Raw genomic sequence first — 26,691 nt, 5'->3', positions numbered from 1 at the left:
GTCAACGCATTTGCTGCCCGTGCGTTATACCCACACGACGTTTGAAAACGGGAGTTTAGCAATGAAAAGCAACTGGATTTTAGCCGCCGCTGCGGTCGCGCTTCTGGCCGTCGGTACCGCTGCAGCACATGAGGGTCCCGACCTGGACCGGCTTGGCGACAGGATTGACCGCAAGCTCGACCGGCGTGGTGATCGTATCGAGCATCACGCGGACCGCCGTGGCGATCGTATCGACCGGCGACTGGACCGGGCCGCCAATCGCGCCGAGCGCAACGATCGTCCGCACCTGGCCAAGCAGCTGGACCGTCGCGGCGACCGCATCGACCGGCAACTGGACCGGCGCGGGCATCGCGCCGAGCGTCGCCTGGACCGGCGCGGGGACCGCATTAACCAGCGGCTCGATCGCCACAGCCGCCGGCAGCAGTGAGCGGGCTAGAATGATGCGGCCTGCGGGGAACAGGGCCGCGCAAGGGAGGCGTGACTGGACAACCGAGCCGAACTGGAGCGATTTCTTGCGGGAGTCGAGACCCGTGCCTACCGCATTGCCTTGTACCGACTCGGTAATCGCGATGATGCGCTCGACGTGGTGCAGGATGCGATGATGCAGCTGGTACGTCGTTACGCTGACAAGCCTGCCGAGCAATGGCAGCCGCTGTTTTACCGTGTTCTTACAAACAGGGTGCGTGACGTGCAGCGTCGCAGCACCGTGCGCAACCGCTTCCTGTCGTGGCTGCAGCAGAACGACGATGATTCGCGCGAAGAACCGATGGCGGCGTTGGCCGATCCGGCATCACGTCGCCCTGAAGAAGAGGTGGCGCTGGATCGGGCCATGGACGCTCTGGATGCTGCAATAATGACGCTGGCGCCGCGACAGGCCGAAGCACTGCTGTTGCGTATGGTCGAAGGGCTGAGTGTCGCTGCTACGGCGGCCGCGATGGGCTGTTCGCAGGGCAGCGTCAAGACGCATTATTCACGCGCAGTGCATGCATTGCGCGAACAACTCGGAGAACACTGGCCGTGACAGACAGGTTTGAACAAGACCTCAGCAAGAAACTGAAGCGTGGCACAACACAGGTCGATCAGCAGACACGTAACGAGCTGGCGCGCCGGCGCCGTGCCGTACTGGATGCGGCGGAGCATGGCGGCGGGCGGAGTTACTGGTTGCCGGCCACAGGCGCAGCGGCGGCGCTGCTGGCAGCCGTGTTGCTGCTGCAGCAGCTGCCGGGCGATGGCGCATTGCCGGTCGCGGCAGCGGATGACAGCGAGCTGGACATGGAAATCCTGCTGGCGGAGGAGAGTTTCGAGCTGTACGAAGAGCTGGAGTTTTACCAATGGCTGGATGCCGCTGGTGATGCGGGCTAACAGCCTCGCCGCAATAGCGATTGTCGCCTGCGTCGTGCTGTTGCCGGCCGGGCTGGTGGCAGACGAGGACTTGCCGGATGACGAGTTCCTGGAGTTCCTCGGCGCCTGGGATGAGGCATGGAGCGAGGCCTGTGATCCGGAAGGGGGTCTGCCGGGCGACGACGCGTGTGAAACAGATGAAGACGAGCAACGAGACGATGGCAATGAAGATTAGGCGCATGCTGGCGACAGTTTGTCTGGTGTCAGCACTGCTGCTGGCAGCGGCAGTTCATGCCGCGCCCGACTGGGACGACCTGGAGCACCCGGAGCAGCAGGTGCTGAAGCGGCATGCAGATACCTGGGATGACATGGCCGACGAGCAGCGCGACCGCCTGCTGGCCGGAGCACGTCGCTGGTCCGGGATGACAGCGGATGAAAAACGCCAGGCACGCAAGCGGTTCAACAAATGGCGCAGACTGACACCCGAGCAGCGCAAGAGGATTCGTGACCGGTTCCGGGAATTTCGTGATCTCACTCCGGAGCAGCAGGAAAAACTGAAACAGAATTTCCGCAAATTCAAGGCAATGAATCCCGAACAGCGCCGCCGGCTGCGCGACCAGTACCAGGGCATGTCGCCCGAAGAGCGGCGCAAGTTCATGCGCGAGCTACAGCAACGCCGTGAACTGGAACGGCGCCGGCAGCTGGAACGGCGCCGGCAGCTGGATCGTCGCCGCCAGATCGAGCGACAAAGGCAACTTGAGCGCCGTCGGCAAATGGACCGCGGCGACCGCCGGCCACCGCCAGACCTCCCGGAGCGGTAATAGCCTGAGGGTGCGACATAACTACCGGCCGGACGCGGTGCCTGTTTGATTTTCTGACGAGATTTCAGGAACATAAGCCTGTCGTCGGTCCTATGACCGGCGCAGAGAACGATTAATGGATCTCGGACAGCAGGTTCTGCGACTCGACATATCCGGCATGCCGCTGGAATGGATCGATTACCGCGATGCCGTGCGTCTCTATCACACGCGGCAGGTTGCCTACTCCTGTGGGTCGCTGCTCTATCGCCTGCGTGGCGGCGTCAACGCCAACACCGGCCGCCGCAGCACCATCGACGTCAACTCCATCATTGCCACCCAGGGCAATACGCACGTGCTGGGCAAAGCACGCAGCAACTACACACCGCCACTGAATAACCACACGCTGTTCAAGCGTGACGCCTACCTGTGCATGTACTGTGGCGAGCATTTCCTGTCGTCAAAGCTGTCACGCGATCACGTGACACCCTTGATTGCCGGAGGCCGGGATACCTGGACCAATGTTGTTACGGCGTGCCGCCGCTGCAACAACCACAAGGCCGGGCGTACACCGGAGCAGGCCAACATGAAACTGCTGGCTGTGCCGTTTACCCCCAGCTATGCCGAGTACATCTATCTCAAGGGCCGGCGGGTGCTGGCCGACCAGATGGAATATCTGCTGGCCCACATCCCGCGGCGCAGCCCGTTGCGCGCCCGTATCCTGGAAAAAGTCGCCGCGCTGGTCTGAGCTTGCCGCAGCGGCAGTGATGCCGCATCCTGCCACCGTGATCTATCTAGTCGATGCCAGCGTTTATGTGTTCCGGGCGTACTACTCGATCCCTGCCGACATGGTTGATGGCGCCGGAAACCTGATCAATGCGGTGTATGGCTACGCGCGGTTCCTGGGTGACCTGCTGGAACGGGCACAGCCGACGCATATCGTCGTCGCGTTCGACGAAAGCATCAACACGTCCTTTCGCAACGATATTTACCCGGAGTACAAGGCTAACCGGGAGGACCCGCCGGAAGACCTGATGTGGCAGTTTCGCCAGTGCAAGCGGGTCACGGCAGCGATGGGTGTTACCAGCTATGCAGATGAGCGCTTTGAGGCCGATGACATCATTGGCACCCTGGCGTACAGCCTGCGAGAGCGCGCAAAAAACTTTGTTGTGGTTACCCGCGACAAGGACCTGGCCCAGCTGATTCGCAGCGGCGACGAATACTGGGATTACGCCGCAAACCGCCGCTATGGATACGACGATATCGTCGACAAGATCGGGGTGCGGGCCGAGCAGATTCCTGATTTTCTAGCGCTTGCCGGCGACAGTGTCGACAATATCCCGGGTGTGCCCGGAGTGGGGCCGAAGACGGCAATTGCACTGCTGCAATACTTCGATACGCTCGATTCGGTTTATGAAAACCTCGACGAGGTGGCGAAAGTGCCGGTGCGCGGCGCGAAAAAACTCGGCGCACGGCTGGCGCAACACGAGGAAAAGGCGCGTTTGTCGCGCCAGCTTACCGGCGTAGCGCGCGACGCACCGGTCGAGAATACGATGCGCAGCATGCGCTGGAGCAAGCCGGATCTGGCGATGCTCGAGTCTCTTTACGACGAACTGGATATAGGCGACGCGCTGCGACTGCAGGCAAAGCGGTTGGTGAACGGCTGAAATGTGGGCCGGTGTGCGGCACGCGGCGGGCCAGCGTGGCATTGAGGTCCACCCCGGCAGCGCACGCCGCGTGGCGGGCGGCAGCATAAACGAAGCATGGCGCATCGATACCAGCGCCGGGTGGTGGTTCGTCAAGTTCAACACTGCCGATCGCTACGACATGTTTCTTGCCGAGGCCGAGGGCATGGCGGAGCTGCACGAGGCCAATGCGGTGCGGGTGCCGCGGGTGGAATGCAGCGGCCGTGATCAGGATCGCGCATTTCTCGCGCTGGAATTTGTCGAGCTGAGCGGCGGCAATAACGCTGCTGCGACCCGCCTGGGCGGTGCGCTGGCGCAACTGCACAACCTGCAACGCGACTACTTCGGCTGGCATCGCGACAACACCATCGGCAGCACCCCGCAGATCAATACGCGATGCACCGACTGGGTCGAATTTTTCCGCCGCCACCGGCTGGATTTTCAGCTGCAGCTGGCGGCACGGCGCGGGGCAACGCGGCTGGCACAATCCGGCGCCCGCCTGAGCGCGCAGCTGGAGCGTTTTTTTGACGGCGCGACCATTCGGCCTGCGCTGCTGCACGGCGACCTGTGGGGTGGCAACTGGGGCGCCTGCGGTGATGAGCCGGTGCTGTTCGACCCGGCGGTATTTTACGGTGACGCCGAGAGCGACATCGCCATGACGGAGTTATTCGGAGGATTCCCGCGCGAGTTCTACGCGGCGTACCGGCAGCAGCGGCCGGACCAGCCCGGCGGGGCACAGCGGCGCGAGCTATACCGGCTTTATCACGTGCTGAATCACTACAACCTGTTCGGCGGCGGCTATGGCGCCCAGGCCGGGGGGATGATCGAGGCCCTGACGGTGGCCTAGAACTCCCACCAGGTGGTTTGCCACCATTCGACGAACTCTTCGAGATCGACGTGACCATCGCTGTTGGTGTCGATAATCGAGAACCCCTCGGCAGCCTGCTTTACGGTTGATTCCGGGGAGATCACTTTCAGCAGCTCGGTGAACTCGTCGAAATCGATATGGCCGTTGTTGTCACGGTCGAAATATTCGAAGCTTTCACGGATTTCGCGTAGCTTGTCGGCAGGCATTTGATTCATGCCGGGCATTATACGGCCGAGCGGCGGCCGGAGACAGTGCGACGATCTTGAAAATCGCTATTCCACCCGGTATAAAAAGCCCCCTCGCGATCCTCGGCAACTGCAGCAACAGCGGAAAAAAGCGGTGATAAAGGCCAACGGACTGTCAAAACATTACGGCAATCTCACGGCGGTGGATAACCTGTCGTTTGAGGTCAGGCCGGGCGAGGTGCTGGGCTTTCTCGGCCCGAACGGCGCGGGCAAGTCCACGACCATGAGAATGATCGCCGGATTCCTGACCCCGTCGGCGGGCAGCGCCAGCATTTGCGGGCACGATATCCAGGCGGAGCCCATTGCGGCCAAGCAGGTGATCGGCTATCTGCCGGAAGGCGCGCCAAACTATCCCGAGATGACTTGTCGCAAGTTTCTCGAATTTATCGCGGATGTGCGCCAGCTCGGGGGCGCCACCCGTCGTGCCCGCCTCGACGATGTTATTGCGCGCCTGCACCTCGAGCCGGTGCTACACCAGCCAATCGATACCTTGTCCAAGGGTTTCAAGCGACGGGTCGGGCTGGCGCAGGCAATCATGCACGACCCGCAGGTGCTGATTCTCGACGAGCCGACCGACGGCCTCGACCCCAACCAGAAGTTTGAGGTGCGCGAGCTTATTCGCAGGATGGCGTCGGACAAGATCATTGTAATTTCCACGCACATTCTCGAAGAAGTGCATGCGGTCTGCAGTCGCGCGATCATCATCGCCCACGGCAAGCTGCTGGCTGATGATACGCCGCAGTCACTCGAAGCACGCTCGCGTTATCACAACGCAGTGTCGCTGCGTGTTGCTGCCGGTACCGCGGCTGATGCCGTGCGCGATATTTTGCGTGGCCAGCAACAGGTTGCGCGAATCGAGGGTGAAGGCGACTCGATCACCGCATTTCCAGCCGACGGTGCCCTGCTGTTACCACGAATAACCGGGTTGGCTAATGAGCACGGCTGGAAGCTTGACGAGCTGCATCTCGAAAGCGGGCGACTCGATGAGGTCTTCCGCGATATTACCGCCGGCGGGGTACAGGAATGAACCAGGTGCGGACAATTTTTCGCCGTGAGCTGGCCAGTTATTTTTCGACACCGGTCGCTTACGTGTTCATCGTTATTTTCCTGGTGCTGACCGGGGCGTTTACCTTCCAGATCGGGAATCTTTACGAGCGAGGCCAGGCTGACCTGGTGCCGTTTTTTACTTTTCACCCCTGGTTGTACCTGTTCCTGGTACCGGCCCTGTCGATGCGGCTGTGGGCTGAAGAACGCAAGACCGGAACCATCGAGCTGCTGATGACGCTGCCGGTGACCCTGTGGCAGGCGGTGCTTGGCAAGTTCCTTGCGGCCTGGTGTTTTACCGGCATCGCGCTGGCACTGACCTTCCCGGTCTGGCTGACGGTCAACTACCTGGGCAATCCGGATAACGGCGTCATTGTGGCGGCCTATTTTGGTTCGTTCCTGCTGGCCGGCGGGTTTCTGGCAATCGGTGCCTGTCTTTCGGCAGTAACGCGCAACCAGGTTATCGCATTCATTATTACCGTGACGGTTTGCTTCCTGTTCCTGCTGTCCGGCTACGACCTGGTGCTCAACGCTGTGCAGGGCTGGTTGCCGCAGCCGCTGGTCGATGCTGTCGCATCGCTGAGTTTTCTCACTCACTACTCATCGATCGTCAAGGGCGTGATCGACCTGCGTGACCTGGTCTATTTCGCCATGGTCATAGCCTTTTTCCTGGTGGCAAACGCCGTTGTGCTTGATATGAAGAAGGCGAGCTGATGGGCGACTGGCGTAACAAACTGTTCAGCGTATCCGGCCTGGCCATGCTCGCCGTGCTCTTTATCGCGCTCGTAACGTTGAGCAACGTGCTGCTGCGGGGCCAGCGGCTCGATTTGACCGAAAACAGGCTGTACACAATCAGCGAGGGCACCCGCAATGTCCTGCGCAAGATCGATGAGCCCATCAACGTATATTTTTTCTATTCCGAGACTGAAGCGCGCGCAGCACCGTCGCTGCGACCCTACGCGGTAAGAGTGCGTGAAATGCTGGAAGAGTTTTCGCAGCACGCGGGCGACAAGCTGCGGCTGCGGGTGATTGATCCGTTGCCGTTCAGTGAAGAAGAAGACGAGGCTTCGCAATTCGGTCTGCAGGCGTTGCCAACCGCCAGCGGTGCTTCCATCTATATGGGCCTTGCCGCAACCAATTCGGTTGGTGACGAACAGATTATTCCGTTCTTTGATCCGAGCAAGGAGGCCACACTCGAATACGATCTGGCCAAGCTAATCTACACGCTGGCGAATCCGAAAAAACCGGTTGTCGGCCTGATGAGCAGCCTGCCGATGGGCGGCGATTTCAATCCGCAGACGCGTCAGCCCAGCCCGCCCTGGGTGATTGACGAGCAAATCGATTCGCTGTTCGAAATGCGTGACCTGAGCCCGACGGTAACGGCGATCGACGAAGAGATTGACGTCCTGATGCTGGTGCATCCCAAAGGGCTGAGCGACGAGACGCTTTACGGTATCGACCAGTTCATCCTGCGCGGTGGAAAAGCACTTGTTTTTGTCGACCCGCATGCCGAGATCGATCAGCCGGCGCAGGACCCGAACAACCCCGCCGCAGCGTTTGCTGCCAGCCGCAGCTCATCGCTGGAGCGGCTGTTCGGCGCCTGGGGCATTGCGGTGCCGGCAGCTGAAGTGCTCGGCGACGACGTTCTGGCATTGCAGGTCAGCACCCGGCCCGGCATGCCGCCGGCGCGGCACCTGGCGCTGCTTGGTCTTACGACCGACGAGCTGAACCAGGACGATGTGGTAACCAGCGGGATGACCAGCGTTAACCTGGGCCTGGCCGGTTATATAAGCGCCCGCGAGGATGCGCCGGTGGAGTTGCTGCCACTGATGCAGACAACCGACCAGGCCGGCACGATCCCGGTTGACCGCGTACGTTTCCTCGCCGACCCCGGAACGCTGCGCGATGCATTCAGTATCAGCGGTGAGAAATACACCATTGCCGCGCGCGTTTCCGGCACTGTGCCAAGCGCGTTCGCCGATGGCGCCCCGGGAGACGGTGATACCGAAGGCCATCTTGCTGCATCTGATGGCCCGATCAATGTCGTTGTTGTTGCCGACGTCGACTTGCTTGGGGACCAGTTCTGGGCGCGCGTACAGAGCTTCTTTGGCCAGCGCATCATAACGGCATGGGCCGGCAACGGTGATTTCGTAATCAACGCGCTGGACAACCTCACCGGCAGCAGCGACCTGATCGGCATCCGCAGTCGCGCTACGTATCGCCGGCCGTTTGACCGCGTTGAAGAACTGGAGCGCAGGGCCGACGAGCGGTTTCGCGCCAAAGAGCAGGAGCTGCAGGACCAGCTGACTGTAACCGAAGACAAGCTGGCCGAACTGCAGTCCGGCCGCACCGACGACAACGTGCTCATCATGACCGACGAGCAAAGCGCGGAGATCCAGCGCTTTCTCGACGAGCGTGTACGCGTGCGCAAGGAACTGCGCCGCGTCCGGCGTGACCTCGACAAGGACATTGAGCGACTGGGCACGATGGTCAAGGTGATCAATATCGGGCTGGTTCCGGCAGTTATAGTGATATTTGCAGTAGCGGCCGCAGTTGCTCGTCGCCGCAAGGCAGGCGCTGCATGAAGGGGCATCATCTCAGTGTGCTGGTTGTTGTTGCCGTGGTCGCGATTGTCGCTGCGTTGTGGACCAGCAGTATTCGCGAACCGTCCGGCATGGCCGCTTCTGCCGGAGCGCAACTGGTGCCTGGTCTGGCAGACAGCCTGAATGACGTAACCACGGTGCGCCTGACCGGCCCGGGCGGCCAGAGCATCGCGACGTTGAGCAGGGCAGGTGAGCACTGGACGCTGGCGGAAAAGCATGGCTATTACGCTGACGTCGCCGGCTTGCGTGAATTACTGCTGAAACTGGCGCAGTCCGAACTGGTGGAAGAAAAGACCTCCAATGCCGAGTACTACGACCGTCTCGGTGTGCAGGACATAGAGTCTGCAGATGCCGGTGGTGTGCTGATCGAGCTGGAAGGTGTCGAGGCGCCGGCGCTGATCATCGGCAACCAGGCAGGCAGCCGTCAGGGTGTCTACGCGCGCCAGGCCGGCGAAGCGACCAGCTGGCTGGCCAGCGGTGACATCACGATCGCCGACGAAACCGATCAGTGGCTCGACAAGCAGCTCATAGACATCAATGCTGCCCGCATCGCCGAAGTCGAGATCATCCACCCGGACGGCGACCGGCTGAGAATTTACAAATCGACTTTCGGCCAGCCAGACTTCGAGGTGGCTGAAATACCGTCGGGCAGGGAGCTGGAGCGGGACAATATCGCCAATCCCGTCGGCAGCGTCATTCAAGACCTGCGTTTTGACGATGTGTCACCGGCTGCTGAGGCTGGCGAAGCTCCGGCTGCTGCGATACAGGCAATATTCCGCACTTTCGACGGCCTGGTAATCAACACTGCGGTCGAGGCTCGCGACGACAAGCACTACGTGAATTTGTCAGCGGCGGCAGACGCCGAGCTGGCGCGGCGCTATCAGTCGCAGCCGGAAGCCGCCGAGGGTGAGGAACCGCCACCGTTGCCACCCGCGCCTGACGTCAGCGCTATTGCCGGGGAAGCCGAGGCGATAAACCAGCGGTTGGGCGGCTGGGTGTACGAGATACCAAAATTCAAGTACGACTACTTTGCACGCCGCATGGAAGAGCTGCTGAAAGACAGCAGTTAGCCTGGCCGCTACGGATTGGTCAGTTTGGCGGTTCCGGCAGGCGCTCGAGCATGCGGTCGTGCCAGCGCGATAATGTCAGCAGTGCAATACTCGCGCCGAGTAACGCGAAACCCATGTCGGACTGGGTGTCCCACACATACCCCTGGGTGCCCAGGAAAGCATCGGCGGCCTCATCGCTCAGCAGGGCAACCCCCCATTCGAGCAGTTCGTAAGCCGCGCTGATCGCCAGGCAGACGCACAGGATCAGGAACACCATCCAGCTCCGGCCATTGATTACCTGCAGCCGCAGGACAATTTCACGGGCAATCAGCGCCGGCACGAATCCCTGGGCAAAATGACCAAGCTTGTCGTAGTTGTTGCGCTCGAAACCGAACCAGTCCCTGAAGTAGTCAAACAGAGGCACTTCCGCGTAGGTGTAGTGCCCGCCGACCATCAGGATTACCGCATGGATAAGTATCAGGGTGTAAACCAGCGGCGTGAGCGGGAATTTTCCTGCCGTCAGCGCGAGGACAACCAGGCCGATGACGGCGGGCGCGACTTCCAGTCCCCAGGTGACATAGTCCTTCGGGTTTATCCCCGACCACACCAGCGTCACGAAAAAAATACCCAGCCACACGCTTTTGCGAATCATCCGACCGGAATCAATGACGGTTGCGGTCACAGGCCGTGCAGATAGATTGCCACTGCCTCGGGTGTTGCCAGGGCAGCGACGCCGATCGGCGCATCAGTCGTGGTTTCGATGCCAATATGGCGTAGCGCTGCGAGCTGTTTTGACAGGTTTTCAGACTGGAAACTCAGTGCCGGCTGCTTCATCGCAGCAGACTGGTGCAGGCCGATAACAATTCCGTCGCCGCGCAACCAGACGTGCGGGTGCGGCTCGTCGGCCGAGCCGAGCTCATCCAGCCCCAGCCGTTGCCAGTAGGCGGCTGCCATTTCCAGGTCGCGGACCGGCAGGGTGATTTCACGAAAGCGGCCACATTTGGACTCGACCTGTTCGAAGTGAGCCGGGGAAAAAGTCCGCGCCTCGATGATACGCACGTGGTTGCCGTCGGGGTCGGCAAAAACCAGCTCATTGAACTGATCGTCACTGGTTTGGGCGGTGATGAAGTCAATTCCGCGAGAGCGAAATTCGATGATTTCACTGGCCAGATCCGGCAGAACAAAGGTCAGCATCGGTGCCGCCAGCGGCGCGTCGTGCAGGCCGATGTTGATCCGGCCGTCACTCAACACCGCATAAGGGTACTGCCAGATATCACCGGTATTGAGCTGGCGAAAGCCGAGCTCCTCGTAGAATCCGATGGAGTCGAGAACGCTGGCGCTGGGCAGCCCAAGCTCGAGAAAACGGCCGATCATCCTGGTGCTCCCTGGCTGCGTGCCCGTTCCAGAGTGAACTGCGGGTCAGCAGCGGGGCTTTCACCGAAGCCGTGCAGACCGGCAGCGACAATGTCGTGCAGGCAGCGCATGTGATCGTCGCGATAGTTGAGCGCCGGAATATAGCTGAGAGTGTTGCCACCCTTGTCGACAAAAAGGTTGCGATACTGGATACCGACTTCTTCCAGTGTCTCCAGGCAGTCCGCGGCAAAGCCGGGGCAAACGACATCGACATCGCTGGTGCCGGATTGTGCCCACTGCTCCAGCACTTCGTCGGTATAGGGCCGCAGCCATTCCTCGCGCCCGAGGCGTGACTGGAAGGCGATGCCCCACTCATCGTCAGCGAGCCCCAGTTGCTCTACAACCAGACGCGTCGTCTTGTGGCAGAAACACGGGTAAGGATCCCCGGCCAGGCGGTAACGCTGTGGGATGCCGTGATAGCTGAACAGTAGCCGGACCTGGCGTCCACGCGTATCCCAGTGTTCGCGGATGCTGTTGGCCAGCGCATTGATATAGGCGGGGTTGTCATGATAGCTGTCGACAAAGTGCAGCGCCGGTATCTTGCGCATGCGCTGCAGCTGAGCGGCCAGCTCGTCGAAGGTCGAAGCTGTGGTAGTCGCGCTGTACTGCGGATAGAGCGGCAACACCAGCAGCCGGCTGCAGTTGAGCTCTTCCAGCTTTGCCAGGGCGCTGGCTATGGAGGGCTGTCCGTAACGCATGCCGACAACGACGTTGACATCAGCGGGCAGCAACTTCTGCAGTGCGTCACGTTGTTTGAGTGTATTGACCAGCAGCGGCGAGCCGGCATCGCTCCAGACCTTGCGATAGGCTGCGGCCGAGCGGGCCGGCCTGGTGCGTAGAATGATTCCGTGCAGCACCAGCCACCACAGTGGTCGCGGTACCTCGACGACTCGCGGATCCCACAGGAACTCGGCGAGGTAGCGTCGCACAGCCGCTGTGGTTGGCGCCACCGGTGTGCCAAGGTTGTTGAGCAGCACGCCGGTCGTCGGTGTGCTGTCGTGACGGTAATCTGGCTGGCCGCGATATCGTGACATGAGCTTAAAGCGAACTGCCGTCTTTCAGGTCCCACAGCACGTTGACTATCAGCCAGCGCCCGTCGATACGAACCATGTGCAGGTAGTCGATCCAGCCGTGCATGATCGCCTTCACGCTGGCCGTATCTCCATGAACGTCGAGGATAATTATTTCTTTCGCCTGCTTTTCTTTCGGTGTGCGGGTGCCGACACCCGAGCGGGTCAGCTGGACCAGGCGCATGGCACCCATGTGCCTGACTCGTGCGCGACCATGCTCGTCAGTGCTTATGTGTCTTTTTGCCAGGTCCGGATGCAGTGAGCGCTCCATCTGCGCTGCATTACCAGTGTACCAGCCTTGCATGTAGTCGAATGCGGTCAGCGCGATGGCATCTTCGTCGCTGGCGTTAGCGTTGGCGCATGCCAGCAGCAGGAGTAACAGGTAGAGCCGCATGGCGACCTCTGGAGTGTATGCCTGGCTGCATGATATCAACCAGCGGGCAAAGTGCCGAAAGTAAATGCCTCGGCGGACGGGCCGGCACTTGCCAGCTTTTCGAGACGCTCTTTCGCCTCGTCGGCATCGGGCCGATGGCCGGCATCCAGCCACCATAAGGCCAGATGCGGTCCGGATGAGGGGAGGAACCAGTCGCGCCGGCCCTGCAGCAGCTGGCGGTGGTCACTGCGATATACAAAGGAGCGGAGAGAGTCGACATCGCGCCAGACCGAGAGATTGATCAGCACCAGCGGGTCGTTGAATACGCGTAATGCGGTTGCGTCGCCGTCGTCGGTCTGCAGCCGCCAGATGAAACCGGGGCTGCGGTCGGCCAGAGCATTGATCTCGTCAAGGCGGCTGCTGAAGCCATGCATCAGCGGATCTTCGAGCGGGGCGCGCATGCGCCCGATATTTACCTGCGCCAGCTGGCGATCAGGCATCCGGGGCAATGAAACTGCGAGCCTGTTCGATCCATCGATCGCGCTTCAGCCTTTGTGGCAGTGATTTGTCATACCTGCCGAGAGCGGCGACTTCGTCTTCGCTGAGCGTCGCCAGCTGATCGAAACAGACGATCCCCAGCTCATTCAGCGTGCTTTCAAGCACCGGGCCTATTCCCCGAACCTGCTTCAGGTCATCCTGCCGGGCTGGCGCGGTTGCACCGCTGCTGTGTTGCTGACTCGTTGCGGCTGGCCGGCTGGCCGGGTTGTTATCGGGCTGTGCACGCGTTGTAGCCCGCTGTTTCCAGTCATCGGGTTCGTTCTCTACCGCCGAGATACGTTGCGCGGCACTATCATGGCGGCCGAGATGGCGCGCCACGGCGTCGGTTCTTAAGTGCGGGCGCAGGTTGATTACCTTGGCGTGCCGTACAGGAGGAGATATCTCGGGCGCTGCGTCATTTTGGGTGCGTTCCTGCTGTAGCTGCCTGTTCTTCTTGCGTTCCCTGGAAAGTTCGGCGATCAGGTCCTCGATCGAGGCTTCGCGTTCCCGCAGTGCGTCGTTGAGCGCAGGAAGTCTGCGGCGCATCTCATCGAACTCAAGGCTTATCGTTGCGATGCGCGCATCGCGCGCCGCCAGCTCGGCCCGGTAGTCGGGCGCATTCTGCTCTGCTGCCCGCTCCCTTGTGTGCAGGCGCTCCAGTTCCTTTTGTGCTTCTCGCAAAGCCAGCGTTTCCTGCTCCAGGCGCTCGCGGAATGCCGTTTCCATGGCCTGGCGCTGCTGCCTCTCGGTCTCCAGTTGGCCGGACAAGCCGGCGTAGCGCCGTTCCTGTTCGGCGTTGAGCTCTTTCAGGCCCGAGAACTCGGCGTTACGCATCAGCAGCTCGTCTATCCGGGTGTCTTTCGCGGCAAGTTCTGCCCGCAGTCTGTCAACTTCGCGTCGGTCAGTGGCTTCCTGGTCTTTGGCATCTGCCAGTTCCGCCCGCTGGTGCGATAACTTGCGCTGCAACTCGGCCAGGCGTTCGTTTCGTTGCCTGATCTCATTTTCGTACGCCGGTACGTTTTCTTCGCTGAGCAACCGCACTGTTTCTTCACTCTCCCTCAGTGCGTTGCGCAGATTTAATTCTTTTTTCTCAGCGGCGCTGAGCGTCTGGCTGAAGCGGGTGAGCTCTTTTTCATGCTCGTGTTGTGTCTCGCGCAGCCGCCTCTCCCAGCGGACCAGTCCATTGCGATTATGCGTGCGCTGGATGCGGTGTGTGAGAAATGCCCCCAGCCCGCCTCCCATTATGAAAATGGCAGTGATTACGAGCCAGTGTTGAGCCAGGATAGCCATAGACCTCCGCGTGCTGGTGCCTGCGAGTCTGTGACGCGCTTCTTTAAGAGTAGTTATGCCAGCACATGCATGAGACTAGATGATTGCAAATCGTCAAGCAAATTCCCGGCATTACTAAACGCGACCGTAACTGCTCGTTGTACAAGTAACTTATGCACTGCTGTAGGGCGGTGCCTACAGCCGAAACGAAAATTTACACGCTATAACTGTAAATGTGTTTTTTTGCCCCAGCTGTTTAAAAAAACTTCGCCAGCGACAGCTGCAGATAATCTTCATCACGCAGGGTGTAAAGGGTGCTGTCAGGCCGGGTGTTGCTGAAAAAGCGCGCTTCGAGTTCCAGCTTCCAGCTCTGGCCGATGCGTCTGCTGCCTTCGACCGACGAAAACCTCTCATTCGTTTTGCGGTCGATGCCACTGAAGGCCAGCAGCTCGGTACTCTGCACATCGTTGAAGGCAACGCGGAAGCCGACCGCTATATCGTCATCGCCCAGCGTAGCCTGGCCGGCGCGGTTGTCGTGCAGGTACTCGGCAATCAGGCCGATATCGACCGATGTGTTGAACAGGCCAACGAGGGTGTACTCAAAGCCACCCGCCAGCGCCTGGAAGGATTGACCCTGGCCGCTGCGATTGAAGGCCTCCAGCTTCCACAGCCAGCTGCCCTTGGTGGCCTGCAGATCAATGCTGGTTTGCTCAATCAGGTCGTAAAAAGGAACAAATACCGGTAGCGGGCCCGGTGCAAAGAACATCAGCCGCGGCTCACGGCTGGTGCCGGAGAAATGGGCGATGCCAATGTCCCAGTCACCAAAGTAGTGACTCCAGCGCAACGCTACGTCGATGTGTTTCTCGGCAGCGGAAGACTCATAGCGTGCGCCACTCTCATCGACATAAAGCGGCGGCCGCAGCCGGCCTTCGCGACCGGGATAAGTGCGTTCGCGAAACCACGGCATGACATAGATATCGAGCGTGCCCCACTCGCGCAGCAGGGTGACATTGACCATCGGCTGGCCCAGTTTGTCTTCGGTATCGACGTTTTCCACCGCGTCAGTCTGGTTGATGACATCGATAGTGTGGGCCGACTCGGTAACGCCCCAGAAAACTTTCTTCAGGCCGACCGATAATTCTGCGCTGGCAAAACTCTTGCGCCAGTACAGCTCGCGCAGGTCAAAGTGCGAGCGTTCCGGATCACCCTGGTCGATGCGCACGAACGGCGTTATTACAAAGCGCTGATCGCCATCGTCCCAGTCATGGTAATACTCCGGCTGCAGGTAAACCGATGCATTGTTGTCGTGCTGTGCCGGGTCCGTCGCGTTACTGGTAAAAGCGCGCAGCTCCACGCCGGCATCACCGCCCCAGTCGCCAGCCGCGACCGGGTTGGCGGAAATGACAAACACAGCCGCGCCAAGCAGTCGAAACACGGATAGCAGCCTGATTCGGAAAAGCACAGCTGCCGATTCTTAGCGAGCTTTCGCAAGGCTGTTGCGATTGAAATCGGCATCAGTAAGGCCATTGCCGAAAACGTAGTCTTCGAAGAGCAGTGTTGTGCTTTTGCCGGTCTGATGGTTTTCCATGTCCATCCGTCCGGCTCGCCAGTGCCTGTCGAGGTACTGCTGGTAACCGCTGAATACGAGTGTTTTCAGCAGGGCATCCTTGCGGTCATAAAACTCGACCTTCCAGACCCGGTATGCGTCTTTATCCATCCACACGACCTGGCGCCGATAGCCGGATTTTTTATCGACCGGCACCCGTTCGAGCACAAAGTGATCGCGGCCATCAAAAGCCTCATCACGCAGGTATCGGTAGGTGTACTTCTCCACTTCCTGCGACGACAGGTCTTCATAGGAAAACTCGCTGCCCATGAACGGGCCCGACTTGTTACTGGAAGAAATCCGCTTTACGCGTTTGAGCGCCGGCAGGTACAGCCACTGGTCGTCATCACCAGTCTTGTGCGAAAAACTCAGAAATGCAGTGCCTTTGACGTCAGCCGGGTCGTCGAAAATCATCAGGCTCTTGTCGCCGTCGTCGGCCACTTCCAGCGAGCGACTGCGCATTTGCCGCGTAGTCTGGTCACCGTGACGGTTACGCAGGATCATTTGCAGCGTGGCGCTGGCATCGCCGAAGCCTATATCGCGCTGATCCGCCTCGATGGCAATGGCGAGCCCTTTGTCGACCGCCTCTTCGGCAGCCGCGGCACCACCTGCGGCCAGCATGACCGTCAGGACAGACAACAGGACAGACAACAGGACAGAATTACGAAGCATAAACAGGTTCCTCTGAGCTTTCTGATTTGGGAGTGCGACGCCGGTCGAGCTTGATCAACAGCGGCGGCAATAGCAGGAAGTCGACAATCAGCGCAATACCGATACCGATTGCGGTCAGCGCACCCATGGTGCCGTTGATCACGAATTCGGACAGGCTGAGCACACCAAAGCCGGCAATCAGGATAAGCGTGGTTACGGTCAGCGCCAGGCCCACGGTATGGAAGGCATAACGTACCGCGCCGGACGGGTCGAGATTGCGTTCGCGGCGCGCGCGCAGGTACTTGGACAGAAAATGCACGGTGTCGTCGACAATAATGCCCAGGATCATGCCCGACACCACCGACGCCGCGACGTTTACCTGGCCGACAAATATTCCCCACGCTCCAAATGCCAGCCCGATCGGCAGCAGGTTTGGCAGCAGGCTCAGCAGCCCGATCCGCACGCTGCGCAATGCGATGAGCAGCAGGCCCGAGATCAGCACCAGGCCCAGTATCGCGCCGCCGAGCATGCTGCGGATATTGCGCTCTGAAATATGGGCAAACATCACCGAGATGCCGATGCCGGTCGTGGCCAGCTCAGGCGCATTGTCGGCGAACCATTGTTCGCTGTCGGCGATCAGTGCGCGCAGCTTGACTGAACTGAGGTTTTCCGTCGTGGCTATAAACTGCGTCGCCGACTTGTCGATATTGAGCTGGTTGTTGAGGTCCAGCCCGAATGGCAGCGACAGCTCGTACAGTAGCAGGTACTGCGCGGCCAGCTCACGATTATCCGGCAGCCGGTACCAGGCCGGGTCGTCACCGTGGAGCACGCGGTTGAGGCGCCTGAACGTGTCGCTGAGCGTGTTGACATGCACGACGCCGGGCTGTGCGCGGTACCAGTCGGCAAATCCATCGAGCTTGAGCAGGAACTGCGGGTCACTCACGCCATTGCTCTCCCCGGTGGCGAGCGAGTAGTGCACCTGGCTGATGCCGGTGAGGTTTTCCAGGGTGAAATCGGTATCACGGCGGAACTCGATTTCTTCACCGAAATACTTGACGAACTCATCGTCGAGCTCGTTAGCAGGAATAAATGCCAGCACTGTCAGGCTTGCGAGCGCCATTACTACCAGTAGCGCGTTACTGCGCTCAACCACAAAGTCGGCGAAGCGATCGATCCACACCGTGGTGGCGTGCTCGGCCGGAGTCTTGCGGCAGGGCAGTAGCGACAGCATCGGTGGCAGCAGCACTACTGAAAACACGAAGGCCGCCATGACGCCCATTGCGGCGATATTGCCAAGGTCGCGAAACGGTGGCACATCGCTGAAATTCATGGTGAGAAAGCCGATCGCAGTCGTCGCGCTGGTGAGGAAAACCGGCTGCATGTTGATACGCAGCGACTCGACAATTGCCTGCTGCTTGTTCATGCCGCGTCGCATGGCGTTGAACATGGAGACGATAACGTGAATCGCGTCGGCAACCGCCAGCGTCATGATGACGGTAGGTGCCGATGCGGACGGGCTGGTGAGCTTGATGCCCAGCCAGCCGGCCAGCCCCATGCCCGTGACGATAGAGACGGCAATGACAATTACCGTGGCAAGGGTCGAGCTGATACAGCGCACCAGCAGCAGCATCGCAATGATGATGCCGAGGTACATCAGTGGCACGAGCGTTCTCAGGTCATTGATTGCAGCCTCAAAAAAGGCGTTGTTCATCGCCACCGAGCCGGTCATACGCAGGTCTATACCCGGGTATTTCGCCTCGTAGTCGCTAATAAGGCCACGCGCGAGACTGGCCAGTTCAGTTACGGCAGCCTGCGCCTGTGCGGCGTCTTCCTCCGGGTCGGGCAGCTGAAAGCTGACAAAAACCGCCGTAGTACGGCCGTCCGGCGCCACCAGCCGATCGCGCAGCACCGGCTCGGCCAGCGCAACTTCACGCGCAGCCGCGATCTCGGCATCGCTCATACCCGCGGGGTCGGCGAACAGGTCAGCGACAATCAGGTCGTCAAGTTCGGCGCGCGTGTGCTGAAAGTTTGTAATCGAGTCAACGCGCAGCGCAAACGGTAGCTGCCAGCCGGCGTCTGTCAGTTCGGCGACTGCTGTCAGTGTTTCTCGATCGAAAACGTTTTCATTGTCCGGCGCCACCGTAATGAACAGCGTGTCGTTACGGGTGTAAGTATCCTGGATGCGGTCGAAAGCCTGACGCTGCGGGTTATCTTCGCTGAAAAACACGCGATAGTTGTTGTTGAAACTGAGGTGCTGCGTGCCATAACCGGCGGCGGCAACCAGCATCAGCATTGCGATGATTACCGGCCAGCGCCAGCGCAGCAAACCTTGAGCATAAGCGACGACGGCGTGATCGGATCGGGTCCAGTTTGCGGTCATGAAGCAGCCCGTAATGAATTAACGTATGAGTTGAGCCCGTCGAGGCAGGTATCGAGTACATCCTGGCAGCCGGCGCATTTCGCCAGCCCGTAAGCGCCTTCGAACGCTGCAACCATGAAGGCCGCTACTTCGTGCGGCTTGATATCCGTTCGTACCTGGCCATTACGCTGGCCACGGCGCAATGCGTTTTCAATGACGTTACGCCAGCGATCCAGGAAGCCGTTCAGTCGCTGGCGAAAGCCTTCGTCCAGACCGGACATTTCCTGCGCAAGGTTGTTGATCGGGCAGCCGAGCGAAACATCGCGCTCGATGGGAAACGCTGACTCTTCACCAATTTCCAGCAACGTGTCGATGGGATTGAGGTCTTCCTGTTGCAGCCGCTGCCAGCGACTTTGCCCGTGCGGCACTATGATCTCGTCGACCACGGCGTAGCCAAGCGCCATCTTGTTGGGGAAGTGGTGATACAGCGCACCCTTGGTCATCCCGGTGCGTCGCAGGATGTTGTCGATACTGGCCTTGCGAAAACCCTGCTGGTAGATCTCTTCGAAGGCAGCGAGCAGGATGCTTTCGCGGGTCTGGTCGGGGTTACGTGCAGTCTCGTTCATTGTGTGCCGGCTCATTGCTCACGATGTATCGGCCTGAAACAGGCCCGGTGAATACCGTTGGCGGCAGAGCGGCTGCGCCAACATACCGACCAGTATGTATGTTGTAATACTAAAGTCAAGGAACCCTGTCGTGGTATCAAAAACAACGGGTTACCTGCAAATGGCGCACGAATGCGTGGACACCGCCGCTTATCGGAGCAGCTTCAGCCGCGAATACAGCCGCCCGGATGTTTCTACTTCTTCAGATCGCGGCCGGTGATGATGTCTTCAATGCTGGGCGCTTCATGCTCGGGCCCGAGCTGGTCGTTCTTGAGCCGGTGGATGTAGTGCTTGTAGGCACGCATCGCCTGGTAGCCGAATATCCACAGGATCGGGACGTTGACCACCAGCATCACACCGGTACCAAGGCTCGACAGGTTATCGAGCTCTTCTGAAGTCGTAACGATACCCAGCGTTGCAACAACTATCAGCATGCAGAAGACAACTTTGTAGGCAAGCACCGCTCTTTCGCCAAACAGGTAAACGATGCCCTGTTCGCCATAGTAACTCCACGAAATCATCGTCGAGATCGCGAACAACCAGGCGGCAATGGTGACCAGCCACTTGCCCAGGCCATCAACCACGCTGTCAAACGCGCGCGCCGTCAACGGCGCCCCGACATAGTCGGCATAAACCCCGTTTTCGTGCAGCCTTGGTCGCGTGGTGCTTGCATGATCACGCCAGCTGGCGATCATGCTGCCGTCTGCTCCGGCGAGCACGGTGCCGTTTATGCGGTGCAGGTTGTTACCGGTGTTGGCATTGTCATCGCCCTGTATCAGCATGAAAATATCTTCGCCTTCGATCCACTCACCAACGCTGCGCTTCGGCAGTTCGGTTTCTTCGATGCTCCATTGGCCGGCTTCGACCGGCACGATGGCCGGGGGCGTGATGAACTGCCCTTCTGCGCCGCGATTCCATACCCCGGTTACCAGGATGATCAAAGCGGTGAACGTGCAGACAACCAGCGTGTCGATGAAAGGCTCGAGGCCGGCAACCACCGCTTCGCGGACTGGTTCATCAGTCTTGGCCGCGGAATGCGCGATGGGCGAGGATCCCTGGCCCGCTTCATTGGAGAACAGCGCGCGCTTCATACCGAACAGGAACGCATAACCCGCGGTTCCACCGAGGAAAGCCCCGGTCGCCTCGGTTGAGGAAAAAGCGGAGCGAACTATCAAGGCAAGCGTCTCCGGAATTGCGCCTGCATGAAGTATGAGTACGTAAATGCCGGCGGTCAGGTACATACCGACCATCAGCGGCACCAGCCGACCGGCTACTGCACCGATGCGCTTGATACCGCCGATGATTACCATCGCGACGATAGCCGCGAGGAAAATGCCTGTCGCAACACCGGGAACACCGAAATAGGTTTCTGTCAGACCGGCGACGTTCCAGGCCTGGAACATATTGCCGCCGGTAACCGTTGATACCAGCAGCGTGCAGCAGAAAATGACACCGAGCGCGCGGCCGAGACCGGCCAGTTCCGGCTTGAGTCTTTTTAACCCTTTGTCGACGACCCACATCGGCCCGCCATGAGGATTATCCGGGTCGTCGGTGTTGCGGTAGATCATCGACAGCGTAACTTCGGTAAGCTTGATCGACATGCCGAAGAAACCGACGACCCACATCCAGAACACGGCGCCGGGCCCGCCCAGCGCAATTGCCAGTGCGACACCACCAATATTGCCGAGGCCCACGGTGGCAGAGAGTGCAGCAGACAGCGCCTGAAAGTGGTTGATGGCGCCGGGATCGTCGGGGTCGTCGTAGACGCCGCGCAATACCTTTGTGCCGTGGGTCAGGGCGCGGTACTGGCAGAAACCGCTCCAGAAGGTGAGCACGACACCGGTAAGCAGCAGCAAATACAGCACGTACTCGTGCCACAGCACTGAGCCGATTGCGGCCAGGATGGCGTTGAATTGTTCCACTGTATTCCCCCTTGCGGACTGGTTCTGCTGCCGTCGGGCAATAATGTCAGCCGGTGCGTACGCCGTGCAAGCGGCGCCGCACTGCAGCAGGAGTTAATCAGCCGGTCAGGCAGCTTCGAGTATCGCCGTTACACCCATGCCGCCGCCGGTGCAAACGGAGATAAGGCCGCGCCGCGCAGCGGTGCCATGCAGCGCTTTTGCGAGGATGCCGATCAGCCGCGATCCAGTGGCGCCAAAAGGATGCCCCGACGCGACACTGCCGCCATAGACATTCATCTTGTCGCGATCGATGTTGCCCAGTGCCTCGGGCCGGCCGAGGCGATCACGACAGAATTCAGACGATTCCCAGGCTGCCAGCGTGCACAGCACCTGCGCCGCAAAAGCTTCGTGGATTTCATAGAGGTCAAAATCCTGCAGCGACAGGTTGGCGTCTTTCAGCATTTCCGATACCGCATAGGCTGGCGCCATCAACAATCCTTCGCCGCCGACGAAATCCACCGCGGCTACCCTGGCGTAGGTCATATATGCCTGGACTTCGAGCCCGCGCTCGCGCGCCCAGTCTTCTGACGCCATAAGCACGCAGCCGGCGCCATCCGTCAGCGGCGTACTGTTGCCCGCGGTCAGCGTACCGCTTTCACTGCGATCGAACACGGGCTTCAGTTTTGCCAGCCGCTCCATTGACGTGTCACGACGCAGGTTGTTGTCCTGCTCGATGCCCATGAACGGTGTGACCAGGCCATCGTAGAAACCGGCCTCATACGCGCGGGCGAGATTCTTGTGGCTGGACAACGCGAGCTGGTCCTGTGCTTCACGGCTGATGTTCCATTCTTTTGCCATCAATTCGCAACTCTCACCCATCGACAAACCAGTTCTTGGTTCGGTCACGCCCGGTGTAACCGGTTTGAAATGCCGCGGCCGTACGCCGAGGAACGGTTTCAACCGGTCGACGGTGCTGCGCGCACGGTAACTTTTCATCAACAGCGAACGGTAATCATCCGGATAGACAATTGGTGCGTCACTGATCGTATCTACGCCGCCGGCGATACCGGCGTCGATCTGGCCCATGGCAATCTTGTTGCCGATGAGAACGGCCGACTCCAGGCTGGTGCCGCAGGCCCGCTGGATATCGAAAGCCGGTGTTTCGGCAGCAAGCCCCGAGCCTAGCGTTGACTCCCTCGCCAGGTTCCATTGTGCGGTGTGCTTGATGACTGCACCGAGCGACACGTCGCCGAGTTTTTCGCCCTTCAGCCCGTAGCGATCCACCAGCCCCTGCATTGCAGCGGTCATCATGTCCTGGTTGGACAGCTTGGCGTAAGCGGTGTGCGCGCGGCAAAAAGGGATGCGATTGGCGCCAATGATGGCGATGCGTCTGGGCGTGTTCATATCGTTTCTGATCTCCGGAGTCACGGGCGAGTCGGCTTATGCTAACTTGCTCGGCTCATTATGAACGACTCCGGCCAAACCCGCCCGCAGCGTATCCGCACCGAGGTCGTCGACCTGCTGCTGCTGGCTTCGCCGATCATTGCCAACAACCTGGCGCTGGCCGGGATGTCTTTTGTCGACACTGTGTTTGCCGGCAATATCAGCGCCCGCGACCTGGCTGCTGTCGGCGTGGGTAACGCCACCTGGTTTGTCGTGTTTCTGTTCGGGCTGGGCATCCTGATGGCGATGAGCCCGATGACCGCCCAGTCGCTTGGCAGTGGTCGCAGCGCACAGGTCGGCAGTTACCTGCGCCAGAGCCTGTGGCTGAGCCAGGCGCTGGCGCTGGCTGGCATCGCTTTATTGATGAAGGCCGGCGCGCTCATGAGTGCGATCGGCATCGCGGAAGAGTTCCGCCCGCTGGCACGTGACTACGTCAAGGCAGTGGCATGGGGGCTGCCGGCCATTTACGCGTACCTGGCCCTGCGCTTTACCAGCGAGGGCATCGGCCATACCCGGCCGATTGCGCTGGTGGCAATCCTGGGGCTGATGCTGAATGCATTCGGCGACTGGGTATTCATGTTCGGCAAGTTTGGTTTTCCCGCTATGGGCGCGGTCGGCTGCGGTTACGCTACCGCGCTGACGCAGTGGGTCATGCTGCTGATCATGTTGTGGTACATGACTCGCGGTAACCGCGCGCTGTACGCGCCCCTGCGGCTGTTCGAGCGCTTTGAGTGGCCCGACTTTGCACGATTGAATGAGCTGGTGCGGCTGGGGCTGCCGATTGGTATCGGCGTGCTGGCAGAGGTCGGCCTGTTCAGCGCGGCGGCACTGCTGATGGGGCGCATGGGCAGCGCGACTGCCGGTGCGCACCAGGTGGCAATTAACTATGCATCGACTGCGTTCATGATTCCGCTGGGAATAAACTCGGCAATCATGGCCCGTGTGGGTCAGAAGATCGGCCGCAACGATCATCATGGCGCACGCTTCACCGGACTGACCGGAATCACAGTTTCCGCCGCCCTGATGCTGGTCTCGGCCATCGTGCTGCTGTTGTTTGCCGATTCTGTTGTGGGCTTTTACACCAACGATGCTGCAGTCAGGCAGATTGCGCTTGGCCTGTTGTCGATGGCGGCAATTTTTCAGGTGTCCGATGGTGTGCAGGTTGCTGCGATGGGTGCGCTGCGCGGACTCAAGGACACGACCGTACCGATGGCGATAAGCGTGTTTTCCTATTGGGGCATAGGCTTCCCGCTGGCGTGGTACATGGTTGTGTGGCGTGAAAGCGGGCCAATCTGGGTGTGGGCATCATTGGTTGCCGGTTTGACGGTAGCCGCGGTGTTGCTGTCATCGCGTTTTCTTCGGATAACGCAGCACGTAGTTCAACCACAATCATAGGGGCGGCTTCAGCCGCGACTGCCTGCGACCTGTGGGAGCGGCTTTCCTGTGGGAGCGGCTTCCAGCCGCGACTGCCTGCGCCGGTGTCTGGCGGCAGGCATAGAAGCCGGCATTTGTTTGCCGCTCCGGCTCCCGGGCTCGCAGTCGCTCGCAAACAAACACCGTCTTCTCTCCCCGCCGCACCATTACCGGTTGCAACCTCTTGTAGCAGCGGCTTTAGCCGCGAACCGTTTGAGACGTCGAGATGTTCTGATTTGCGTCGCGGCTGATGGTGGGTTGGCAGGGGTAGAAGGACTCGAACCGGCCGGGCCGGTTCGACTATTGTCTATCGACAAGCCGCCACTGCCGGCGATGGGTTCTCGTGGGAGCGGCTTCCAGCCGCGATCAGTTGACATCAGCTAATGTGCGAGCGACCAGCCGCGAACTGGTTGGTCGCGCAGTTGCAGATGTGGGATTCAGCTGATTGGGCCAATTCGCTTAAGGGGAATCCCGGGTTGTCTGCGTGGTCCTATTGAATTAGCCTCGCGGCTTGCGCCTGGAACTGTAATGGATAAATCGCCAATGAATCAGCGACTTCTTTATGTATTGATGGCATTACTGCTGACGCTTGCGGTTCCTGCGCTGGCAGGCCCGCAAGCTGACCAGGTGCAGAGCCGCACGCTGGATAACGGCCTGAAGGTCATCATCTGGCCAGACTACGATATTCCGAATATCGCGCTGTACAACTGGGTACGCGCCGGCGCGCGCAATGAATACCCTGGAATTACCGGTATAGCGCATTACTTCGAGCATATGATGTTCAACGGCACTGCCAGCCGGGAAGCCGGCGAGTTCGATCGCATCATGTCTTCCAACGGCGGCAGCAATAATGCCTATACCAGCGATGATGTAACCGTTTACCAGGACTGGTTTCCACGCTCAGCGCTGGAAATCGTGCTGCAGCTTGAAGCCGACCGCATAGCCAACCTGGCGTTTGATCCGGAAGTAATCGAGAGTGAGCGCGGAGTGGTTTATTCCGAGCGGCGCCTGCGGGTCGATAACAACAACAGCGGAAAACTCAGTGAGCAGCTGCAGGCGACAGCTTTCGTCGCACACCCGTACCAGAACCCTGTGATCGGCTGGCCCTCTGATATTGAGAGCTGGACGATGGAAGACCTGCAGAGTTTCTACAAAACCTACTATGCGCCGAACAACCTGACGCTGTTGCTGGTCGGTGATATTGATCCGGCTGAGGGTTTTGCGCTGGTGGAGAAATACCTGGGTCCAATACCGTCACAGCCGCCGCCCGCGCCGCTGCGCACAGTTGAGCCGGAACAAAAAGGCGAGCGCCGTATCGAGCTCACGCTGCCGGCGCAAACCCCGCTACTGCAAATGGCCTGGCATTCCGGTGCGGCAAGTGATCCGCAGCTGCCGGCATTGCAGTTACTCATTAGTATATTGACGCGTGGCGACTCGTCCCGTCTGCACCGGCTGCTGGTCGAACAGGAGCAGGCTGCCATCAACGTTGGTGCCTATGTGCATGAAGGCTTCGATCCCAATCTGACCTGGATATTTGCCACGTTGCCCAACGGAGGCGATCCGGCACGTGTCGAGCAGCTCATCGATGCAGCCATTGCCGACGTGGTCGAAAACGGCGTGACCGGTGCCGAAGTGCAAAAAGCAAAGAACCGGTGGACCGCCGGCTTCTGGCGCAGCCTGTCGACTATCGACGGTAAGGCAGACCAGCTGGGCACCTATGAGGTATTCCATGGTGACTACCGCAAGTTGTTTGCCGCGCCTGACGTGGTTGCGGCGGTTACCGCCGAGGACATTCGTGCTGCCGCAGCAGCCGTGTTGCGCAAGAGCAATCGCACCGTCGGTGTGGTCATTCCGCAAAGCGGGGAGGGTGCATGAGGCGCTTGATATACGCAGTGGTGTGCCTGGCGCTGGCCGGGTGTGCCAGCACGGACAACATGCCGGTGACAAAATCTCTGGCGGGTGCGTCTGGCAGCGCAACAGCAGATTACTCGGTTTATCTCGATCGGCCACCGTTGCTGCCGCAATACCAGCGCGTGGTGCTGGACAACGGCGTCGTGCTGTTGCTGCTGGAGAAACCTGAAGTGCCGTTAGTCGGTTTCGAAGCGATCATTCGAGGCGGCGCGGTGGCCGACCCGGCCGGCAAGGCGGGCACCGCATCGCTGCTGGCAGAATTGCTTCGCAAGGGCGCCGGCGACCGAAGTGCAGCAGAGTTTGCAGAAAGTGTCGAAGGATTGGGTGGCGCGCTCAATACCGGTGCCGGTCTGGAGAACATGGCCGTCAGCGGCAGTTTTCTCAGCAAGGATGCCGCGACCGGCGTAGGCTTGCTCGCCGATTTGTTAATGCGCCCGGCGCTTGACGA

General features: G+C 60.0%; 28 protein-coding genes. 15 read left to right on the top strand and 13 right to left on the bottom strand.

The genetic code is table 11. The annotated features are described in order from the left end of the window. Positions 1–61 precede the first annotated feature (61 nt). The 8 genes from HKN06_03310 (at position 62) to HKN06_03275 (ending at position 4,670) form a co-directional block, all read left to right on the top strand. Positions 62–427 carry a hypothetical protein gene (locus HKN06_03310; protein ID NNF60341.1) on the top strand — a complete coding sequence of 122 codons (366 nt, stop codon included), beginning with the start codon at positions 62–64 and terminating at the stop codon, positions 425–427. Positions 428–481: 54 nt separating this feature from the next. Continuing rightward, positions 482–1,021 carry an RNA polymerase sigma factor gene (locus tag HKN06_03305; GenBank protein NNF60340.1) on the top strand — a complete coding sequence of 180 codons (540 nt, stop codon included), beginning with the start codon at positions 482–484 and terminating at the stop codon, positions 1,019–1,021. Further along, positions 1,018–1,362, top strand: coding sequence for a hypothetical protein (locus HKN06_03300; protein ID NNF60339.1), 345 nt, complete (start codon positions 1,018–1,020; stop codon positions 1,360–1,362). Before HKN06_03305 ends, HKN06_03300 begins: the two co-directional genes overlap by 4 nt. Further along, entirely contained in the window at positions 1,349–1,576 is a 228-nt protein-coding gene (locus HKN06_03295; GenBank protein ID NNF60338.1) for a hypothetical protein, read from the top strand. The genes HKN06_03300 and HKN06_03295 overlap by 14 nt, the downstream gene beginning before the upstream one ends. Next, positions 1,566–2,162, top strand: coding sequence for a DUF3106 domain-containing protein (locus HKN06_03290; GenBank protein NNF60337.1), 597 nt, complete (start codon positions 1,566–1,568; stop codon positions 2,160–2,162). The genes HKN06_03295 and HKN06_03290 overlap by 11 nt, the downstream gene beginning before the upstream one ends. A gap of 115 nt (positions 2,163–2,277) precedes the next feature. Next, entirely contained in the window at positions 2,278–2,886 is a 609-nt protein-coding gene (locus HKN06_03285) for an HNH endonuclease (protein NNF60336.1), read from the top strand. A 19-nt stretch (positions 2,887–2,905) separates the two neighbouring features. Then, the gene (locus HKN06_03280) at positions 2,906–3,805 is read left to right on the top strand and encodes an exodeoxyribonuclease IX (protein ID NNF60335.1); all 900 of its coding nucleotides are present in this window, start codon (positions 2,906–2,908) and stop codon (positions 3,803–3,805) included. Between the two features lie 13 nt (positions 3,806–3,818). Beyond that, positions 3,819–4,670: a phosphotransferase gene (locus HKN06_03275; protein ID NNF60334.1), complete on the top strand. Its 852-nt coding sequence runs from the start codon at positions 3,819–3,821 to the stop codon at positions 4,668–4,670. Here the strand turns inward: HKN06_03275 and HKN06_03270 are convergent. After that, on the bottom strand, positions 4,667–4,906 hold the full coding sequence (locus tag HKN06_03270) for an EF-hand domain-containing protein (GenBank protein ID NNF60333.1): 240 nt from the start codon (positions 4,904–4,906) through the stop codon (positions 4,667–4,669). The genes HKN06_03275 and HKN06_03270 overlap by 4 nt on opposite strands. Here HKN06_03270 and HKN06_03265 point away from each other — a divergent pair. Genes HKN06_03265 through HKN06_03250 form a run of 4 tightly spaced genes read left to right on the top strand, consistent with a single transcriptional unit; the run spans position 4,905 to position 9,653 of the window. Further along, positions 4,905–5,963: an ATP-binding cassette domain-containing protein gene (locus HKN06_03265; protein NNF60332.1), complete on the top strand. Its 1,059-nt coding sequence runs from the start codon at positions 4,905–4,907 to the stop codon at positions 5,961–5,963. The genes HKN06_03270 and HKN06_03265 overlap by 2 nt on opposite strands. Beyond that, complete coding sequence (locus HKN06_03260) at positions 5,960–6,694, top strand: ABC transporter permease subunit (GenBank protein ID NNF60331.1); 735 nt, start codon at positions 5,960–5,962, stop codon at positions 6,692–6,694. Before HKN06_03265 ends, HKN06_03260 begins: the two co-directional genes overlap by 4 nt. Next, positions 6,694–8,565 carry a hypothetical protein gene (locus HKN06_03255; protein ID NNF60330.1) on the top strand — a complete coding sequence of 624 codons (1,872 nt, stop codon included), beginning with the start codon at positions 6,694–6,696 and terminating at the stop codon, positions 8,563–8,565. The genes HKN06_03260 and HKN06_03255 overlap by 1 nt, the downstream gene beginning before the upstream one ends. Then, a complete protein-coding gene (locus HKN06_03250; protein NNF60329.1) occupies positions 8,562–9,653 on the top strand; it encodes a DUF4340 domain-containing protein in 1,092 nt (363 codons plus the stop codon). Before HKN06_03255 ends, HKN06_03250 begins: the two co-directional genes overlap by 4 nt. 19 nt (positions 9,654–9,672) lie before the next feature. Here HKN06_03250 and HKN06_03245 read toward each other — a convergent pair whose 3' ends face one another. The 12 genes from HKN06_03245 to HKN06_03190 all read right to left on the bottom strand — a co-directional run bounded on the left by HKN06_03245 (position 9,673) and on the right by HKN06_03190 (position 22,880). Next, on the bottom strand, positions 9,673–10,284 hold the full coding sequence (locus tag HKN06_03245) for a DUF2238 domain-containing protein (GenBank protein ID NNF60328.1): 612 nt from the start codon (positions 10,282–10,284) through the stop codon (positions 9,673–9,675). A 26-nt stretch (positions 10,285–10,310) separates the two neighbouring features. Continuing rightward, positions 10,311–11,006 (bottom strand): hypothetical protein, encoded by a 696-nt coding sequence (locus HKN06_03240; GenBank protein ID NNF60327.1) that lies wholly within the window; start codon positions 11,004–11,006, stop codon positions 10,311–10,313. Continuing rightward, positions 11,003–12,079 carry a ferrochelatase gene (gene hemH, locus HKN06_03235; GenBank protein ID NNF60326.1) on the bottom strand — a complete coding sequence of 359 codons (1,077 nt, stop codon included), beginning with the start codon at positions 12,077–12,079 and terminating at the stop codon, positions 11,003–11,005. The genes HKN06_03240 and hemH overlap by 4 nt, the downstream gene beginning before the upstream one ends. A gap of 4 nt (positions 12,080–12,083) precedes the next feature. Continuing rightward, entirely contained in the window at positions 12,084–12,509 is a 426-nt protein-coding gene (locus tag HKN06_03230; protein ID NNF60325.1) for a nuclear transport factor 2 family protein, read from the bottom strand. Between the two features lie 35 nt (positions 12,510–12,544). Beyond that, a complete protein-coding gene (locus tag HKN06_03225; GenBank protein NNF60324.1) occupies positions 12,545–12,988 on the bottom strand; it encodes a DUF3291 domain-containing protein in 444 nt (147 codons plus the stop codon). Further along, positions 12,981–14,315: a hypothetical protein gene (locus HKN06_03220; GenBank protein ID NNF60323.1), complete on the bottom strand. Its 1,335-nt coding sequence runs from the start codon at positions 14,313–14,315 to the stop codon at positions 12,981–12,983. Before HKN06_03220 ends, HKN06_03225 begins: the two co-directional genes overlap by 8 nt. 235 nt (positions 14,316–14,550) lie before the next feature. Further along, the gene (locus HKN06_03215) at positions 14,551–15,756 is read right to left on the bottom strand and encodes a hypothetical protein (GenBank protein NNF60322.1); all 1,206 of its coding nucleotides are present in this window, start codon (positions 15,754–15,756) and stop codon (positions 14,551–14,553) included. A 12-nt stretch (positions 15,757–15,768) separates the two neighbouring features. Further along, positions 15,769–16,572, bottom strand: coding sequence for an outer membrane lipoprotein-sorting protein (locus tag HKN06_03210; protein NNF60321.1), 804 nt, complete (start codon positions 16,570–16,572; stop codon positions 15,769–15,771). Next, positions 16,562–18,931, bottom strand: a complete 2,370-nt coding sequence (locus HKN06_03205; protein ID NNF60320.1) for an MMPL family transporter — start codon at positions 18,929–18,931, stop codon at positions 16,562–16,564. Before HKN06_03205 ends, HKN06_03210 begins: the two co-directional genes overlap by 11 nt. Then, positions 18,928–19,536 (bottom strand): TetR/AcrR family transcriptional regulator, encoded by a 609-nt coding sequence (locus HKN06_03200; GenBank protein ID NNF60319.1) that lies wholly within the window; start codon positions 19,534–19,536, stop codon positions 18,928–18,930. The genes HKN06_03205 and HKN06_03200 overlap by 4 nt, the downstream gene beginning before the upstream one ends. Before the next feature lie 233 nt (positions 19,537–19,769). Beyond that, entirely contained in the window at positions 19,770–21,497 is a 1,728-nt protein-coding gene (locus HKN06_03195) for an alanine:cation symporter family protein (protein NNF60318.1), read from the bottom strand. 105 nt (positions 21,498–21,602) lie between these two features. Continuing rightward, a complete protein-coding gene (locus HKN06_03190; GenBank protein ID NNF60317.1) occupies positions 21,603–22,880 on the bottom strand; it encodes an acetyl-CoA C-acetyltransferase in 1,278 nt (425 codons plus the stop codon). 60 nt (positions 22,881–22,940) lie between these two features. On the opposite strand from HKN06_03190, the gene HKN06_03185 reads away from it, so the two are divergent. The 3 genes from HKN06_03185 to HKN06_03175 all read left to right on the top strand — a co-directional run. Beyond that, a complete protein-coding gene (locus tag HKN06_03185) occupies positions 22,941–24,314 on the top strand; it encodes an MATE family efflux transporter (protein NNF60316.1) in 1,374 nt (457 codons plus the stop codon). 561 nt (positions 24,315–24,875) lie between these two features. Further along, positions 24,876–26,207: an insulinase family protein gene (locus tag HKN06_03180; GenBank protein NNF60315.1), complete on the top strand. Its 1,332-nt coding sequence runs from the start codon at positions 24,876–24,878 to the stop codon at positions 26,205–26,207. Continuing rightward, on the top strand, positions 26,204–26,691 hold a 488-nt coding region (locus tag HKN06_03175; protein ID NNF60314.1), incomplete at its 3' end, for an insulinase family protein. The genes HKN06_03180 and HKN06_03175, both read left to right, overlap by 4 nt.

It is taken from the genome of Gammaproteobacteria bacterium (genome assembly GCA_013003425.1).
GTDB lineage: Bacteria > Pseudomonadota > Gammaproteobacteria > Steroidobacterales > JABDKV01 > JABDJB01.
The sequence above is the reverse complement of the archived record's forward strand: the minus strand, read 5'-3'. Positions and strand labels throughout refer to the sequence as shown.